The sequence below is a fragment of the Mycobacterium sp. genome (assembly GCF_049647605.1).
Lineage (GTDB): Bacteria > Actinomycetota > Actinomycetes > Mycobacteriales > Mycobacteriaceae > Mycobacterium.
The window spans coordinates 1-14,743 of record NZ_JBARXZ010000176.1 but is presented as its reverse complement, the minus strand read 5'-3'; the positions used below and the strand labels follow the sequence as shown (position 1 = coordinate 14,743).

Here is a 14,743-nt window from a genome sequence, read left to right as displayed (position 1 = left end):
CCTGCCGATGCCCGGAGCTCGACGTAGGGTGCCACCGGTTGATGGTCGCAGAGGTAGGTTGGTCCCGTGACGCAGATATCGGTGATCACCGGCGGAGGCAGCGGTATCGGCCGCGCCGCCGGACTGGCATTGGCCGCGGCCGGCCATCATGTGGTGTTCTGCGGGCGGACCGCCGAAAGCCTGCACGAGAGTGTGCAACTGGCGGGCTCCGGGGAAGCGGTGGTGCTCGACGTCACCGATGAGCAGGAAGTGGATGCAGTCTTCGCCGGGCTGGATCGGGTCGACGTCCTGGTGAACTCCGCCGGGGTGTTCGGTCCACAGCGGCCCGTCACCCAGACCTCGCTGAGTGACTGGTCGCAAGTGATGACGGTCAACGTCACCGGGTCGTTCCTGTGCGCCCGGGCGGCGATGCGCCTCATGGAGGAGCAGGACCCGCAGGGTGGGCGCATCGTCAACATCGGCTCGGTGTCGGCGCAGGTGCCGCGGCCGGAGGCCTCGCCGTACACCGCCAGCAAGTTCGCCATCAACGGCCTGACCCGGTCGCTGGCCCTGGAGGGCCGTGACAACGGCATCGCGGTGGGCCAGATCGACGTCGGCAACGCCGCCACCGCCATGACGGCGGGTTTCGACGGGGCGTTGCAGCCCGATGGTTCCCGCAGGGCAGAGGCGAGAATCGATGTGTCGCATGTCGGTTCGACCATCGCGCATATCGCGTCACTGCCGTTGGAGGTCAGTGTGCCGTTCCTGACGGTCATGGCCACTCGGATGCCGCTGCTGGGCCGGGGCTGAGGGATATGTTGCCGTCCAGAAGCCGCAGGACCTCGTCGACGTCATCTTCGGTGGTGGCCCAGGAGCAGACGAAGCGATAGATCGGGGCGAGCTCGTCGGGCGTATGCACGGCGTAGCGTTCTGTGATCGCTGCGTGCACGTCACCTTCGAGGACAACAAACACTTCATTGGCCTCGCATGAGCTGGCCAGCGTCAACCCGCGGTCGGTGAAGCCGGAGCTCAGACGGGCGGCCATCGTATTGGCCAGCAGGCCCATTCGCAGCCAGAGATCATCGGTGAACAGCGTCTCGAACTGTGCGGACACGTAGCGGTGCTTGCTCGGCAGGTGACCGATCTGCTTTTGCACGAACCGGATTCCGTCGAAGTGTTCGGGTCTTCGAACCAGGATCGCGTCTCCGTAGAGCAGGCCGTTCTTGGTTCCGCCGACGGTCACGATATCGGCGTCGCCGATCGCCTCGATCGGGGAAACATTGAGTGCAGCAACGGCATTGGCGATTCGTGAGCCGTCGACGTGAACCAGTAGGTCGAGGTCATGCGCCTCGTCGACAAAGGCTTTGATCGCCGCGGCGGTCCACAGTCGGCCGTTTTCGGTGGATTGGGTGATGGTGACGATGCTGGGCTGCGAGTGGTGCACCGACCCCCGGCGGGCGGCCGCGGCAGCCAGCTGGGCGGGGTCGATCAAGCCGTCGTCGCTGGGCAACGCCGTCAGCATGGCACCGGACAGCCGCACCGGTCCGCCGGCCTCGTCGACGAGGCTGTGCGCGATGTCGCTGCACAGAATGGTGTGCCACGGCCGGGTGGCTGCGGTCAGAGCGATGACATTGGCGCCGGTGCCGGTGAGGGCGAACAGCACCTCGGCGTCGGGGGAGTCGAAGGTCTGCTTGATCGCCTCGGCCGCGCGCGGGGTGATGGCGTCCTCGCCGTAGGACATGGCGCTATCGGAGTTGGCATCCAGCAGCGCCTGGATGATCGAGGGATGCGCCGGGGCGGAGTTGTCTGAGGCGAACGCGGTGGAGAGACTCACCCGCGTCATGATGTCACGAGGCACTGTGGCCTTGCAGGCGGTGACCAAAGGCTGTTGGCCACCGGGAGCCTGCGACTTAGCGTCGAGGGCGACGCACTGGGAAAGGAGCGCTGATGTCCACCTACGGCGATACGGGACGCGGGATCCTGGTCGGAGTGGACGGCTCACCGCCGTCGAAAGTGGCCGTCGACTGGGCGGCCCGTGAGGCGGCGATGCGTAACGTCCCGCTGACTCTGGTGCACGTTGTGGCACCGTCGCTGTTGATCTGGTCGGATGCATCGGTGCCGGCCGGTTTTCTGAGCTGGCAGCAGGAGCAGGCCGACGAGATCATCCGGCAGGCAACTCAAGTCGCGCGGGATGCCGGTGTCACGGCGGCGGCGACCGGGGTACTCGACGGCCCCATCGCGCCGACGATGGTGGACCTGTCCAAGGACGCGCAATTGGTGGTGGTCGGCTGCCGCGGGCTGGGTGCTGTCGGCCGGGCTCTGTTGGGTTCGGTGAGCACCGCGCTGGTGCATCACGCGCACTGTCCCGTGGCGATCGTCCGTGACGAAGACGCACCGGCGCCACGTCCCGCCACGGCACCGGTGGTGGTTGGTGTGGACGGCTCACCCGCCTCGGAGCGGGCGGTCGCGATCGCGTTCGACGAGGCCTCGTGGCGGGGTGTGAATCTGGTGGCGGTGCACGCCTTCGGCGATGTGTGGATGCTCGACTATCCGGGATCGGAATTCACCGCGATGCGCGGGGAGGCTGCCGAGGTGTTGGCCGAGCGACTGGCCGGCTGGCAGGAGCGCTATCCCGATGTCGAGGTTCACAAGGTGGTGGTGGCCGACCGGCCGGCGCACCGGCTGCTGGAGCTGGCGGAGACGGCGCAGCTGGTGGTGGTCGGCAATCGGGGGCGTGGCGGCGTCGGCGGCATGCTGCTCGGGTCGGTGAGCACTGCGGTGGTGCACTCGGTCAAGGTGCCGGTGATCGTCGCTCGTGGGAGCTAGATTTTGGGGAGCTGAAGCCCCCGGTCAGCACCGCGTCGGTGGCGGCGACGTGCAAGAAGGATCCGGTCACCACCACCGGCCCGGTGTCTGACGTCGCCAGGGCCTGCCGGACCGCGCTGACAGGCGTCGTCGACGCTTCCCCGGGCATGAAAATTTCGTCGGGGAGAGCCGGCGAAGTGACTGCTGGGCAGCTTGAACGCGGTCTCCGCGGCGGCATTTCGATCAGCAGCTGTCTGAGGTTCACTGCTGGCGCACTGCGTCGACGAAGATGTCGGGCCCGACCGGTGCGCCGCCCATCTGAACCCGTTCCAGGATCGATCGGACGTGGGGTGACAGGTGGGTCTGCGATTTCCAGCTCGGCTACATCGGCTACCTCGGGTACAAGCTCGAGGTCGAGACCGGTGGCCGGTCGGCGCACCGGTCCGACGGTCCTGTACATGTCAAGGCAAGTTCGGCCGCGGTGTCGAGGGCTGATTCTTCGATGTGGTCGCGGATCCACGAATCTCCGACTGTGGCCGAAGTCGCAGGAGTGTTCTTCACGCTAACGATTCCTTGAGCAGATCGACGAGGTCCGCGCTGTGAGACAGTTGCGGATGGTGCCCGGCTTCCGGTACTGACATCAGCTCCACGTTCGGAAGGCGCTCCAGCTGTTCTGCCGCGGCTGCGGTGAGTGGGTCGTTACTTCCGGTGATGATGCGGACCCGGCCGTTGAATCGCTCGAGCGCTTCCTGCAGCTCGGCACGCCACTGCTTCGAGCCTGCGCGGGCGAGCTGCTCGGCCGCCCGCGTGGCGCTGCTTCGTTTGAGGTCACTGACGGTGGACTCGAGAGCGGACGCGCTGACGTCCGATCCGGTCAGCTGGCGTGACAAACGGACCGAATTCGTGTGCCGCAGGTAGGTGCACGCGAGTGGCCGCACTCTGGCAGAGGTGCCCATCGGGGCTTGAAGGAAGAACGGTGCGATCAGTGTGAGGGAATCGACCTGCCCAGGGAACCTGTCTGCAGCGACGACTGCTGCTGCAGCGCCGAGGGAGTGGCCGATGAGATCAGTAGCGTTACCGGCAAGCACAGCGGGCAGCCACTGTTCCCAGTCCTCAATGCCCGTTCCGCCGCTGAGGCCGAGTCCAGGTAGGTCGATGACGCGTGCGCCGATTCCCGACGCCACCTCGGCCCAGGTGTCAGCATTGACCGGCAGGCCCGGAAGGATCACCCGGTTGGAGCCAGGTACACCGAGCTCGAAGGTCCGCAGCCCTCCCGCGTTGAAGAATCGACGGCCGTCGGCCGCCGCGGCACCGAAACGATGTGCAGTCAGGTGGTCGGCCCACCTTTCGAGCGACACGAGGACATCAGGCATCTGGATCCCGTGTCGTTCAGCCAATTCGATTGCAGACTCGGTCGGGTAGCGGTCCGCTGATAGGAAGGCCAGTGTCTCGGGATCCACCTTGGAGATCCGGGCCGGGAGCCGCTTGATGACGCCTACCGGAATGCGCAGGCGTGGCACCTTCGCTCCGAGATGCTGACCAACATGCGTGAGCAGGTCCGCCAGCGGTGGGGTGTCGTCGTCGAGAACCCAATAGGACTTGCCCGCGGCGGCAGGATCGATTGCCGCAGCCGCCATGAAGGCCGCGAGATAGTCGACCGTGACGACGGGCAGGGACGTCGATCCGTCGCCGGGCAACGCGGCTGCGGCGCCGTCCCAGATCTGCCCGATGGTGCTGGCCAAGCCGATGTGCTGGTCGGACTCCCCGGTTGCGCTGTCACCGATGACACTGGACGGATTGACGATCGTCCATGGAACTCCGCGCTCGTTGGCCTGGGCTTGGAAGATCGCGTCGGACTCCACCTTGGACGCTTCGTACGCGCCAAGCCCCTCGTACATGGCGTTGCGATGGTCCTCTGGCCACGGAACGCTCGAAGGATCCTGCCCGCCCACGCGGTAGCCCGAAACATGCACCACTCGCTGCAAGTCGGGCAGATCAGCGGCAAAGTCGATCAGCTTCTCGACGATGCCGACGTTCGCGCTGCGGGCCTCCTGTGCGGTCATGCCAAATCGGTAGGACCCGGCGCAGTTGTGGATCTCAGTGACATGCGTGAAAGCCGATGCGCCGCCTGCTACGACCTGCGCGGAACCGAAGTCGACGATCGTCGTGCTGATGCTTCGCGTCAGGCCGTGCTCTCTGAGCCACTGCTCAACCCGCGCCCCGGACTCGGGGCTCCGAACAGCCACAGTGACGTCCGCTCCGGCCTCGGCAAGGGCCAGGACGAGGTGCCGGCCAACCAGTCCCGAAGCCCCGAAGACCAATGCGTGGCGGGAGCCCTCATGCGTTGTCATCGCTTTCCCTCAACGGTCTGGCAGCGCTGGTTGATGAGGTCTGCCACAACGTCTGCGGCAGATCTCAGGGGTTGGATACTTTGCAAGGCCCGCGAGACGATCACCGCACCTTCGATCGTCGAAACGACAACAGTCGCCAAGGACCGTGCTTCCTCGGCACCTACGCCACCGGCTTCGAGGACGGCTGTCGTCGGGGAAATCCAGGACTCGAAGGCGGACGCGCACGCCTCGCGCAGCCGGCCGTTGTTCGCGCCCATCTCGAGGGTGACCACGGAGACCGGGCACCCCAGCCGGAAGTCGCTCTCGCTGACCAGGGACGTGAGTGCTTCGATCGCGGCGCGGGCGGCCTCGGCCGGGCCGCTCGCGGAAACTGCGGCCTCCGCAATCAGCGTCTCAAATTGCTTCGCTGCAAGCTCGACGGCAGCGACCCCCAGCTCCTCCTTCCCGTCAGGGAAGTGGAAGTAGATCGATCCCCTTGGCGCTGAAGCGTGTTCAATCACGGCATTCAGGCCGGTACCGCTATAGCCGCTGGTCTGGATGAGCTCGAGCATGGACTCTGCGAGCCTCTCCTTGGTCAGGTTTCCTTTGGACGCCATACCGATATAATAGACCGGTCTACATATTTTTCAAGTGGCGAACAAGTACACGCCCTAGCTGCTCTTCGGTGGTTTCAGGAGGTCGGTTCGCAGGTCGTTGTAGACCTCACGAGCGATGAATCTTTTTGGGCAGCGCAGGACGTCCTTCTTGGAGAGTCCTTCTGTGCGGCGGCGTTCCATGTAGGCGATCGTCTTCGGGTCGTAGCGCAGGCGGACGGTGCGGGCGCTCTTTCCGGCCGGGTCCATGCCCGGCGCGCCCAAGATCCGCGCCATGGAGATTCTCGACGGTCTCGAATCGGCTGCGCGCGGGGTGTATTCGGGTGTCCTCGGCTACCTCACTATCCGGGGCGGCCGATCTGGCTGTTGTCATCCGGACGATGGTCGTCTCCGCGGGCGGGGTCGACTTCGGCATCGGTGGCGCGATCACCGCGCTGTCAGACCCTGCCGAGGAGTTCGCCGAGATCATTGTCAAAGCGGCGTCGTCGCGCAGCGTGCTCGCTGACCAGGTGGTCGCCGGTGGGAGCGCAGGCGACTTGTTCGATAAGTGATAGACTAGACATGCCGATACTGATACATCATACTTCTCTCTGTTTGTGCCGTGCTCAGCACGATTCGTCGGCCGACCAATACACGAGGAGTTTCCGTATGCCCCAGCAGGTTCGCGGTGTCATCGCCCGCTCCAAAGGCGCCCCGGTCGAAATCGCCATGATCACCATCCCTGATCCCGGGCCCGGCGAAGTGGTGGTGCGGATCCAGGCCTGCGGGGTGTGTCACACCGATCTGACGTACCGGGAAGGCGGCATCAACGACGAATTCCCCTTCCTGCTCGGACATGAGGCCGCCGGCGTGGTCGACGAGATCGGACCCGGAGTCGAGTCGGTGTCGGTGGGCGACTTCGTGATCCTGAATTGGCGCGCGGTCTGTGGCCGGTGCCGGGCGTGCAAGCGCGGCCGCCCGCAGTACTGTTTCGACACCCACAACGCCGCCCAGAAGATGACGCTCGAGGACGGTATCGAGTTGACGCCGGCATTGGGAATCGGTGCTTTCGCCGAGAAAACCCTGGTGCACGCCGGGCAATGCACCAAGGTCGACCCCGACGCCGACCCGGCGGTGGTCGGATTGCTCGGCTGTGGGGTGATGGCCGGACTCGGCGCCACGGTCAACACCGGGAACGCCTCGCGTGGTGACTCGGTTGCGGTGATCGGCTGCGGCGGTGTCGGAGACGCCGCCATCATGGGCGCTCGGCTGGCCGGGGCGGCGATGATCATCGCGATCGATCGTGACCCGCGCAAACTGGAGTGGGCGGAGCAACTCGGCGCCACCCACACCGTCAACGCCGCCGAGACCGATACGGTATCGGCGGTGCGGAACCTGACCGGTGGGTTCGGCGCGGACGTCGTGATCGACGCGGTGGGTCGCCCGGAGACCTGGCGGCAGGCCTTCTATGCGCGTGACCTCGCGGGCACCGTGGTGTTGGTGGGCGTGCCGACGCCGGAGATGACACTCGAGATGCCGTTGGTCGACTTCTTCTCCCGGGGTGGCTCGCTGAAGTCTTCGTGGTACGGAGATTGCTTGCCCGAGCGGGATTTTCCGATGCTGGTCGACCTCTATCGGCAGGGCCGGTTGCCGCTGGACCGGTTCGTCTCCGAGCGCATCGAACTCGAGGAGATCGAGGATGCGTTCCACACCATGCACGACGGCCTGGTGCTGCGTTCGGTGGTGCAGCTGTGAGGCACCCCGAACTCGGGGTCCAGCGACGCTGAGTTCGACGGAGACGTTGCAGGTTCAGTCCGCCAGGAAACGTTGCAGCGCGGCGTCGAGGGCTTCGGCGATACCGGAGTCGGCTGCCGCCGCGTGTACGGCTTCGGCCACCGGCAGTTCGGGCTCGCGCGCCAGCGTGATGACTCCGACCGTCGGCCCGGCCCGGTTCTCGTCGATGGGTCGCACCGCCAGCCCCGCCGGCACTCCGAACGCATGCAGCCACGCGTGGGAGGCGATGGTCGACAACCGGGAACTGCTCAGATGCGCGTAGATGGCGCCCACCGTGTCCGCTTCGACCACCGGAGTGAACCGGATCGCCTCGGCTGCCATGTGGGCGTCGATGATCCTGCGGTTGCGCATCTCGGAGGTGAGCGCACACAGCTGCAGCGTGGCTGCTTGCGCCCAGCTCACCCGCGGCGAGGCCATCACCGGGTTGTCCGCGGGTGCCAGCAGGACGTAGGTCTCCTGGTACAGCGGGGTCTGTCGGCAACCCGGCGGGGTTTCTTCGTCCAGGTAGGTCAGTCCGGCGTCGATCTCGAAATCTGCGAGCCGGCGTCCGATCTCGCGGGACGACAGTGCTTCCACGCGCACCGTGGCGGCCGGGTGGGCCGCCAGCAGTCGTGAGGTCAGCAAGGGGATGGCGGGCACCGACGTCGGTATCGCTGCGATCCGGGCGGCCATGGTGAGTCGTCCGCGCATCCGCTCGACATCGGCAAGGAGTTCATCGCGCTCGGCGATGATCCGGTGAGCCCAGGTGAGCACCCGGGCCCCTTCGGCGGTGAAGCCTTCGAAGCGATGGCCCCGGAGCACGATCGGGACTTCGAGCTCGCGTTCGAGACGGCGGATCGCGACCGACAGGGTGGGCTGGCTGACATGGCAGGATGCCGCGGCCCGGCCGAAATGCCGTTCCCGGGCCAACGCCACCAGGTATTCCAATTGCACGAGGTGCAGATCAGCGGGCATCGTCGCTCCAGTTGATAGGCCATGACTATCGAAGCATGTGGAACCGTCATCGCCAAACCGTTGTGACCCGTACGGCGCCCGCCGTACGGTCAAAGATCGGACCGAATCGCAGAGGATGCCCGCGTGCCCAGCATCGATGACGACACCAAGTACAACTTCGACGAAGACGACGTGCTCGTCACCGCCGAGAAGGATCACGCCGCCGGCATGAAGGCGGTGCTGGTGTCCTTGCAGCGTGGTGTGGAGCAGATGGGCTTGGCGCGCACCACGCGGACATTGGCCCGGCTGAATCAGCGCCACGGCTTCGACTGTCCCGGGTGCGCGTGGCCAGAGACTCCCGGTCACCGCAAGCACGCCGAATTCTGCGAGAACGGCGCCAAAGCCGTGGCTGAGGAGGCCACCACCCGGCGGGTGACGCCGGAGTTCTTTGCCCGGCATTCGGTTGCCGACCTGCTGGAGCGCACCGAGTACTGGCTCGGTCAGCAAGGCCGACTCACCCACCCCATGGTGTTGCGCGAGGGAGCCACGCATTACGAGCCCATCACCTGGGACGCGGCGTTTGCGCTCATCGCCGATGAACTCCGGGCCCTGGACACACCCGATGCAGCGGCGTTCTACACCTCGGGCCGCACCTCGAACGAGGCCGCGTTCCTGTATCAGCTGTTGATCCGCAGCTTCGGAACCAACAACATGCCCGACTGCTCGAACATGTGCCACGAATCGTCGGGCACCGCATTGTCGGAGAGCATCGGCATCGGCAAGGGGTCGGTCTCGGTGCCGGATCTCGAGAATGCGGATCTGATTCTCATCGCGGGCCAGAACCCCGGCACCAATCATCCGCGCATGCTGTCGGTGCTGGAGAAGTCGAAGGCCAACGGCGCCCGTGTCATCGCGATCAACCCGTTGCCCGAGGCGGGGCTGCTGCGGTTCAAGGACCCGCAGAAAGTCCACGGTGTCATCGGCAGCGGTGTCGCCATCTCCGACGAGTTGTTGCAGATCCGCATCGGCGGGGACCAGGCGCTGTTCCAGGGCTTGGCCAAGCTGCTGTTCGAGGCCGAGGACCGCAACCCGGGCACCGTCCTCGACCGGGACTTCATCGACCGGCACTGCGCCGGGTTCGACGAGTACGAGGCCCACATCCGCGGGGTGGACCTCGACACGGTGGTGGCCGCGACGGGTCTGTCGCGCCGGCAGATCGACGACACCGCACAGGCTCTCATCGCCTCGAAGAAGACCATCGTGTGCTGGGCGATGGGTCTGACCCAGCAGACCCATGGGGTGGCCATCATCCAGGACGCCACCAATCTGCTGCTCCTGCAAGGCATGATCGGCAAGCCTGGCGCCGGAGTGTGCCCGGTGCGTGGGCATTCCAATGTCCAGGGTGACCGGACGATGGGCATCTGGGAGAAGGCCCCGGAATCCTTCCTGGCGGCGCTGGACACCGAGTTCGGTATCCGCAGCCCACGCGCCCACGGTTACGACTCGGTGGAAGCCATCCGCGCGATGCGTGACGGCCAGGTCGGTGTGTTCATGGCGATGGGCGGTAACTTCGTCTCGGCCACACCGGACACCGAGGTCACCGAGGCGGCCCTGCGCAACTGTGCACTGACCGTGCAGGTGTCGACCAAACTCAACCGCTCGCATCTGGTCACCGGGCGTACCGCGTTGATCCTGCCCTCGTTGGGTCGGACCGACAAAGATGTGGTCAACGGACGCAAACAGGTTGTCACCGTTGAGGATTCGATGTCGGTGGTACATCTGTCGCGAGGTGGTCTCAAGCCGCCCAGCCCGCAGGTACGCAGCGAGGTCTCCATTGTCTGCGGGCTGGCCACCGCGCTGCTGGGGTCTGACCATGTGGTGCCGTGGGCCCGGTTCGCCCAGGACTACGACAGTATCCGGGACTCGATCGCCCGGGTGGTGCCTGGCTTCACCGACTTCAACACCCGGGTGCGTCAACCCGACGGGTTCGTGCTGCCGAATCCGCCTCGCGACGAACGCCGCTTTGTCACCGATACCGGCAAGGCGAACTTCGTGGTCAACGATCTGTACTGGATACCGGTGCCCGAAGGCCGGCTGATCTTGCAGACCATGCGCAGCCATGACCAATACAACACCACCATCTACGGTCTCGACGACCGTTACCGCGGGGTCAAAGGCGGCCGGCGGGTGGTGTTCTGCCACCCCGATGACATCGCTGCCGCGGGCTTTGCCGACGGCGACCGGGTGGATCTGGTGTCGGAATGGGTGCTGGCCGACGGCACGGTGGAGGAACGGCGCGCTGACGACTTCCGTCTGGTGCCGTACCCGACCCCGCGGGGCAACGCCGCGGCCTACTATCCCGAGACCAATCCGCTGGTCCCACTGGATCACACGGCGCGCAAATCGAACACGCCGGTGTCCAAGGCCGTCACGATCCGGCTGCAGGGACGCCCCTGATGGGCCGGGTGACCGCCCGAACCCGGATCACCCGCATCACCGCCGAGCGCAGCGACGCCCGGGCCGACACCCTCGCAGTGGAGGAACCTCTCGAGATCCGGGTGGCCGGTCGGCCGCTGGCGGTCACCATGCGCACGCCGGGATCGGATGTTGAACTGGCGCAGGGGTTTCTGCTCACCGAGGGTCTGGTCACCGACCGATCCGATATCGCCGCCGTACGGTACTGCAACAGCCGCGACGCCGACGGCGCGAACACCTACAACGTGCTCGATATCGATCTCGCGGCCGGAGTCACGCTGCCCGAGACCGGGATCGAACGCAACTTCTACACCACCTCGTCGTGTGGGGTGTGCGGCAAAGCATCCTTGGACGCGATCACCCAGCGCACCAGACACAGCCCGGCCGGTGATCCCGTCCGCGTGGACGTCGATACGGTGATCGGGTTACCCGACGCGCTGCGCGCGGCGCAGAAGGTCTTTGCCAGTACCGGCGGCCTGCACGCCGCCGGTCTCTTCACCCCCGACGGTGAGTTGCTGGTGGTGCGTGAAGACGTCGGCCGGCACAATGCGGTGGACAAGGTTGTCGGCTGGGCTCTTGAGCACCAACGTATTCCGCTCGCGGGTACCGTTCTGCTGGTCAGCGGGCGCGCATCGTTCGAGCTGGTGCAGAAGGCGGTGATGGCCGGGTTGCCGGTGTTGGCGGCGGTGTCGGCGCCTTCGTCATTGGCGGTGGACCTCGCACAGGAGAGTGGGCTGACGCTGGTCGGTTTCCTGCGCGGATCGAGCATGAACATCTACACGCACGGGCACCGGATCATCACCGGCTGACGCCGGCGGTGTCGACACCAAATTCCTCGGTGGCATCGAGCAGCCAGTCGGCGACATACCGGGCAAAGGATGACCTGACCAGCAGCTGGTAGTCCGAACCGGTGTCGTCCAACGGAATCAGTACCGCTGCGGCCAACCCCAGCATGGTCTGTGCGGCGGTGCCCGGGCTGAAGACCCGCGGATGCAGGTCCAGTGAGCAACCCTTGGCCAGGACGTCGCGGGCGTGGACGCCCTGGAGTCGGAGCGTGGTGCGCTGGGCGGACACGTCCACCGCGGCGCCGCCGGATTCGGTGACTGCCTGTCGCAGTGTCGATTCCAACGATTCCCCGGGGCGGTCTCCTGCACAGATCAGCCACTCGTGCGGACCGAACCAGATGGCGGTGGTGTCCGCGGCGGTGGCCAACGTCGACGGGGCCTGCGGCAGTGCCGGTAACCCGAGAGCGCCCGCCGCGGCGGCGCCACCGGGACCCGACGCATCCACCCACAGGTCCACCATCGTCACAAACGGTTCCTCGGTCACCCGAGCGGAGTCCGGTGACGCCGCGAAGCGGGATTGGTAGTCCTGCAACGGGCTACGGCGGATCAAGGTCTCAGCCATCTCGGCGTGCTCCTTCGGGGTCGACGAGGACGGATCCCGTCACTTCGACGGGGATCAGGGTGTCACCAACCGGGACGTGCAGGGTGTCACCGATGCGGGCGTGGCCGCCTTTGACCAGCGCCAGCGCAAAGGGCCGGCTCAGTTCGGCACTGCGATAACTGGAGGTCACATGACCGAGCATCGGCACCGGCGGGGGTGGAAGCGCTCCGTCGGAAGAGAACTCGATGATCTGGGCGCCTTCGGGTAGCACGGTGTCGGCGTCGGTGGGCAGCAGGCCGACAAACTGTTTGCGCAGCGGGTTGACATTCTCGCTGCGGGTGAACGACCGCTTGCCGATGAAGTCGGGTTTCTTCTTCGACACCGCCCAGCTCATGCCCAGATCTTGCGGGGTGACGGTGCCGTCGGTGTCTTGGCCGATGATCGGGTAACCCTTCTCGGCCCGCAGCACGTGCATGGTCTCGGTGCCGTACGGGGTGATCCCATACGGTTGGCCGGCGGCGATCAGGCGCTCCCACACCGCGGTGGCGTGCCAGCCGGTGACGTTGACCTCATAGGCCAATTCCCCGGAGAAGCTGACCCGGCCGACCCGCACATGCACGCCGTCCACGGTGGTGTCCCGCCAGGCCATGAACGGAAACGCGTCGTTGCTGACGTCCAGATCGGGGAACACCGTGCCCACCACCTCGCGGGACTTCGGGCCGACGACGGGAAAGGTGTGCCACTGCTCGGTGACCGAGGTCAACCGCACCCGCAGGTGTGGCCACTCGGTCTGCAGCCATTCCTCCATCCAGTCCAGGATCCGCGCAGCGCCGCCGGTGGTGGTGAACACCTGGTAGCGGTCATCGGCCAGTCGCATCACGGTGCCGTCGTCGATGACCATGCCGTCCACGCCGCACATCACGCCGTAGCGGACCATGCCGACTTTCAGGGTGCTCATCATGTTGGTGTAGAGCAGGTCCAGGAGCACACCGGCATCGGGGCCCTGGACGTCGATCTTGCCCAGTGTCGAGCCATCCAGGATGCCGACACCCGTTCGCACGGAGGCACATTCGCGCAGCACGGCGTCGTCCATGCTCTCGCCGGGCAACGGGTAGTAGCGGGGGCGTTTCCACTGGCCGACATCTTCGAACACCGCGCCGCGCTGTACATGCCAGTCGTGCACCGCGGTGACCCGCTCGGGATCGAACATCCGGCCACGGTCCCGGCCGGCCAGCGCAGCAAACGCCACCGGAGTGTAGGGCGGCCGGAATGTGGTCACCCCGAGGTTTTCCATCGGTGCGGCGAGCAGTTCGGAGGTGATGCCGGAGGCCACCACACCGGAGGTCTTGCCTTGATCGTGGGCGGTGCCGATGGTGGTGTAGCGCTTGATGTGTTCCATTGACCGCATTCCGGCGCCGACTGCACGCACCAGGTCGGCGACGGTGGCGTCACGTTGCACGTCGACGAATTGCCGATCCGCTGTGGCGGCATCCGCGACCCACCACAGCACGGCGGCAGGAGAGTCCAGTCGTATCGGATCGGACTCACCCGCAACGGGACTCGGCGTGATGTCGAGGGCGGCGGCCACCTTCTCCCGCCCGCTGCGCAGGCAGCCGGGAAGATCGAACACCCCGGTGGCCGACCCGGCGACACTGACACCGTCGAGCTCGTCGCCGGGCACAAACGCGCCGAGAGTGTTGTCGTAGCGCAGCTTGCCGCGCGCCTGGCTGAACAGGTGCACCGCCGGGTTCCAACCGCCGCTGACCAGCAGCACATCGCAGCCCACCACCACAGGTGCGGTGTCGTCGGCCGGTGGGCGGCTCACCACTGCGTGCGTGATGCGCTGTTCACCGCGGGTACCGCTGATGACGGCCCCGGTGTGCATGGTGATACCGCGACTACCGGCCGCCTCCAACAGATCTGCGGGCGCCTGGGCGCGGGTGTCGACGATCGCGTTGATCCGCACTCCGGAGTCATGCAGATCGAAGGCGGCGCGGTAGGCGGTGTCGTTGGTGGTGAACACCACGGCCTGCTCGCCGACGGTGACGCCGTAGCGGTGCAGGAAGGTGCGGGCGGCCCCGGCCAGCATGATGCCGGGCCGGTCGTTGTCGGTGAACACCACCGGACGTTCGTGTGCGCCCGCGGCGACCACGACGTGGCGGGCACGGATGCGCCATACCCGCTGACGGCTGATCGCATCTGGTGCCTCAGCACCCAAGTGGTCGGTGCGGCGTTGCAGGGCAAGTACAAAACCGTCGTCGTAGTGCCCGAACGCCGTGGTGCGCTGCAGATGCAGCACTTCCGTGCAGCCGGCCAGTTCGGCAACCGCGTCGGCCACCCAGTCCAGCGCCGGTTTTCCGTCGATGGTGTCGGTGCTGCCCAGCAGCGCGCCGCCGGCTTCACTCTGCTCGTCGATCAGCGTGACGCGCGCGCCCGCGCGGGCAGCGG

The 14,743-nt window shown here is 66.3% G+C and carries 12 protein-coding genes and 1 pseudogene; 6 read left to right on the top strand and 7 right to left on the bottom strand.

Annotated elements, in window-relative coordinates:
* Positions 1 to 66: 66 nt before the first annotated feature.
* Entirely contained in the window at positions 67 to 789 is a 723-nt protein-coding gene (locus WBB07_RS22440) for an SDR family oxidoreductase (protein ID WP_526310687.1), read from the top strand.
* On the opposite strand, the gene WBB07_RS22435 is transcribed toward WBB07_RS22440, so the two are convergent.
* Complete coding sequence (locus WBB07_RS22435) at positions 752 to 1,822, bottom strand: threonine aldolase family protein (RefSeq protein WP_526310685.1); 1,071 nt, start codon at positions 1,820 to 1,822, stop codon at positions 752 to 754. The two genes, WBB07_RS22440 and WBB07_RS22435, sit on opposite strands and share 38 nt — an antisense overlap.
* A 104-nt stretch (positions 1,823 to 1,926) precedes the next feature.
* Between WBB07_RS22435 and WBB07_RS22430 the strand changes: the two genes are divergently transcribed.
* Positions 1,927 to 2,805, top strand: coding sequence for a universal stress protein (locus WBB07_RS22430; RefSeq protein ID WP_526310683.1), 879 nt, complete (start codon positions 1,927 to 1,929; stop codon positions 2,803 to 2,805).
* Positions 2,806 to 3,341: 536 nt separating this feature from the next.
* On the opposite strand, the gene WBB07_RS22425 is transcribed toward WBB07_RS22430, so the two are convergent.
* From WBB07_RS22425 to WBB07_RS22415, 3 genes are read right to left on the bottom strand one after another with little or no spacing between them, the layout of a single operon-like run.
* Positions 3,342 to 5,135 carry an alpha/beta fold hydrolase gene (locus WBB07_RS22425; protein ID WP_526310681.1) on the bottom strand — a complete coding sequence of 598 codons (1,794 nt, stop codon included), beginning with the start codon at positions 5,133 to 5,135 and terminating at the stop codon, positions 3,342 to 3,344.
* The gene (locus WBB07_RS22420; RefSeq protein WP_526310679.1) at positions 5,132 to 5,731 is read right to left on the bottom strand and encodes a TetR/AcrR family transcriptional regulator; all 600 of its coding nucleotides are present in this window, start codon (positions 5,729 to 5,731) and stop codon (positions 5,132 to 5,134) included. Before WBB07_RS22420 ends, WBB07_RS22425 begins: the two co-directional genes overlap by 4 nt.
* A gap of 54 nt (positions 5,732 to 5,785) precedes the next feature.
* A complete protein-coding gene (locus WBB07_RS22415) occupies positions 5,786 to 6,004 on the bottom strand; it encodes a hypothetical protein (RefSeq protein ID WP_526310731.1) in 219 nt (72 codons plus the stop codon).
* Here WBB07_RS22415 and WBB07_RS22410 point away from each other — a divergent pair.
* A pseudogene (locus WBB07_RS22410) lies at positions 5,949 to 6,279 on the top strand (chorismate-binding protein); the annotation flags it as partial. The gene WBB07_RS22415 and the pseudogene WBB07_RS22410 sit on opposite strands and share 56 nt — an antisense overlap.
* Before the next feature lie 97 nt (positions 6,280 to 6,376).
* Complete coding sequence (locus WBB07_RS22405) at positions 6,377 to 7,462, top strand: S-(hydroxymethyl)mycothiol dehydrogenase (protein WP_526310677.1); 1,086 nt, start codon at positions 6,377 to 6,379, stop codon at positions 7,460 to 7,462.
* A gap of 54 nt (positions 7,463 to 7,516) precedes the next feature.
* Here WBB07_RS22405 and WBB07_RS22400 read toward each other — a convergent pair whose 3' ends face one another.
* On the bottom strand, positions 7,517 to 8,455 hold the full coding sequence (locus tag WBB07_RS22400) for a LysR family transcriptional regulator (protein ID WP_526310675.1): 939 nt from the start codon (positions 8,453 to 8,455) through the stop codon (positions 7,517 to 7,519).
* Between the two features lie 132 nt (positions 8,456 to 8,587).
* On the opposite strand from WBB07_RS22400, the gene WBB07_RS22395 reads away from it, so the two are divergent.
* Positions 8,588 to 10,891 (top strand): FdhF/YdeP family oxidoreductase, encoded by a 2,304-nt coding sequence (locus WBB07_RS22395; RefSeq protein WP_526310723.1) that lies wholly within the window; start codon positions 8,588 to 8,590, stop codon positions 10,889 to 10,891.
* The gene (gene fdhD, locus WBB07_RS22390; RefSeq protein WP_526310673.1) at positions 10,891 to 11,718 is read left to right on the top strand and encodes a formate dehydrogenase accessory sulfurtransferase FdhD; all 828 of its coding nucleotides are present in this window, start codon (positions 10,891 to 10,893) and stop codon (positions 11,716 to 11,718) included. Before WBB07_RS22395 ends, fdhD begins: the two co-directional genes overlap by 1 nt.
* Here fdhD and WBB07_RS22385 read toward each other — a convergent pair.
* Complete coding sequence (locus tag WBB07_RS22385; protein WP_526310671.1) at positions 11,708 to 12,316, bottom strand: sarcosine oxidase subunit gamma; 609 nt, start codon at positions 12,314 to 12,316, stop codon at positions 11,708 to 11,710. The two genes, fdhD and WBB07_RS22385, sit on opposite strands and share 11 nt — an antisense overlap.
* The coding region (locus tag WBB07_RS22380; RefSeq protein WP_526310669.1) for a glycine cleavage T C-terminal barrel domain-containing protein at positions 12,309 to 14,743 on the bottom strand (2,435 nt) is incomplete at its 5' end. The genes WBB07_RS22385 and WBB07_RS22380, both read right to left, overlap by 8 nt.

Excerpts from the sequence above, each read along its gene's own strand:
- WBB07_RS22385 (WP_526310671.1), bottom strand. The coding sequence starts at position 12,316 with ATGGCTGAGACCTTGATCCGCCGTAGCCCGTTGCAGGACTACCAATCC.
- WBB07_RS22405 (WP_526310677.1), top strand. The coding sequence starts at position 6,377 with ATGCCCCAGCAGGTTCGCGGTGTCATCGCCCGCTCCAAAGGCGCCCCG.
- WBB07_RS22430 (WP_526310683.1), top strand. The coding sequence starts at position 1,927 with ATGTCCACCTACGGCGATACGGGACGCGGGATCCTGGTCGGAGTGGAC.
- WBB07_RS22415 (WP_526310731.1), bottom strand. The coding sequence starts at position 6,004 with ATGGCGCGGATCTTGGGCGCGCCGGGCATGGACCCGGCCGGAAAGAGC.
- fdhD (WP_526310673.1), top strand. The coding sequence starts at position 10,891 with ATGGGCCGGGTGACCGCCCGAACCCGGATCACCCGCATCACCGCCGAG.
- WBB07_RS22400 (WP_526310675.1), bottom strand. The coding sequence starts at position 8,455 with ATGCCCGCTGATCTGCACCTCGTGCAATTGGAATACCTGGTGGCGTTG.
- WBB07_RS22420 (WP_526310679.1), bottom strand. The coding sequence starts at position 5,731 with ATGGCGTCCAAAGGAAACCTGACCAAGGAGAGGCTCGCAGAGTCCATG.
- WBB07_RS22425 (WP_526310681.1), bottom strand. The coding sequence starts at position 5,135 with ATGACAACGCATGAGGGCTCCCGCCACGCATTGGTCTTCGGGGCTTCG.
- WBB07_RS22435 (WP_526310685.1), bottom strand. The coding sequence starts at position 1,822 with ATGACGCGGGTGAGTCTCTCCACCGCGTTCGCCTCAGACAACTCCGCC.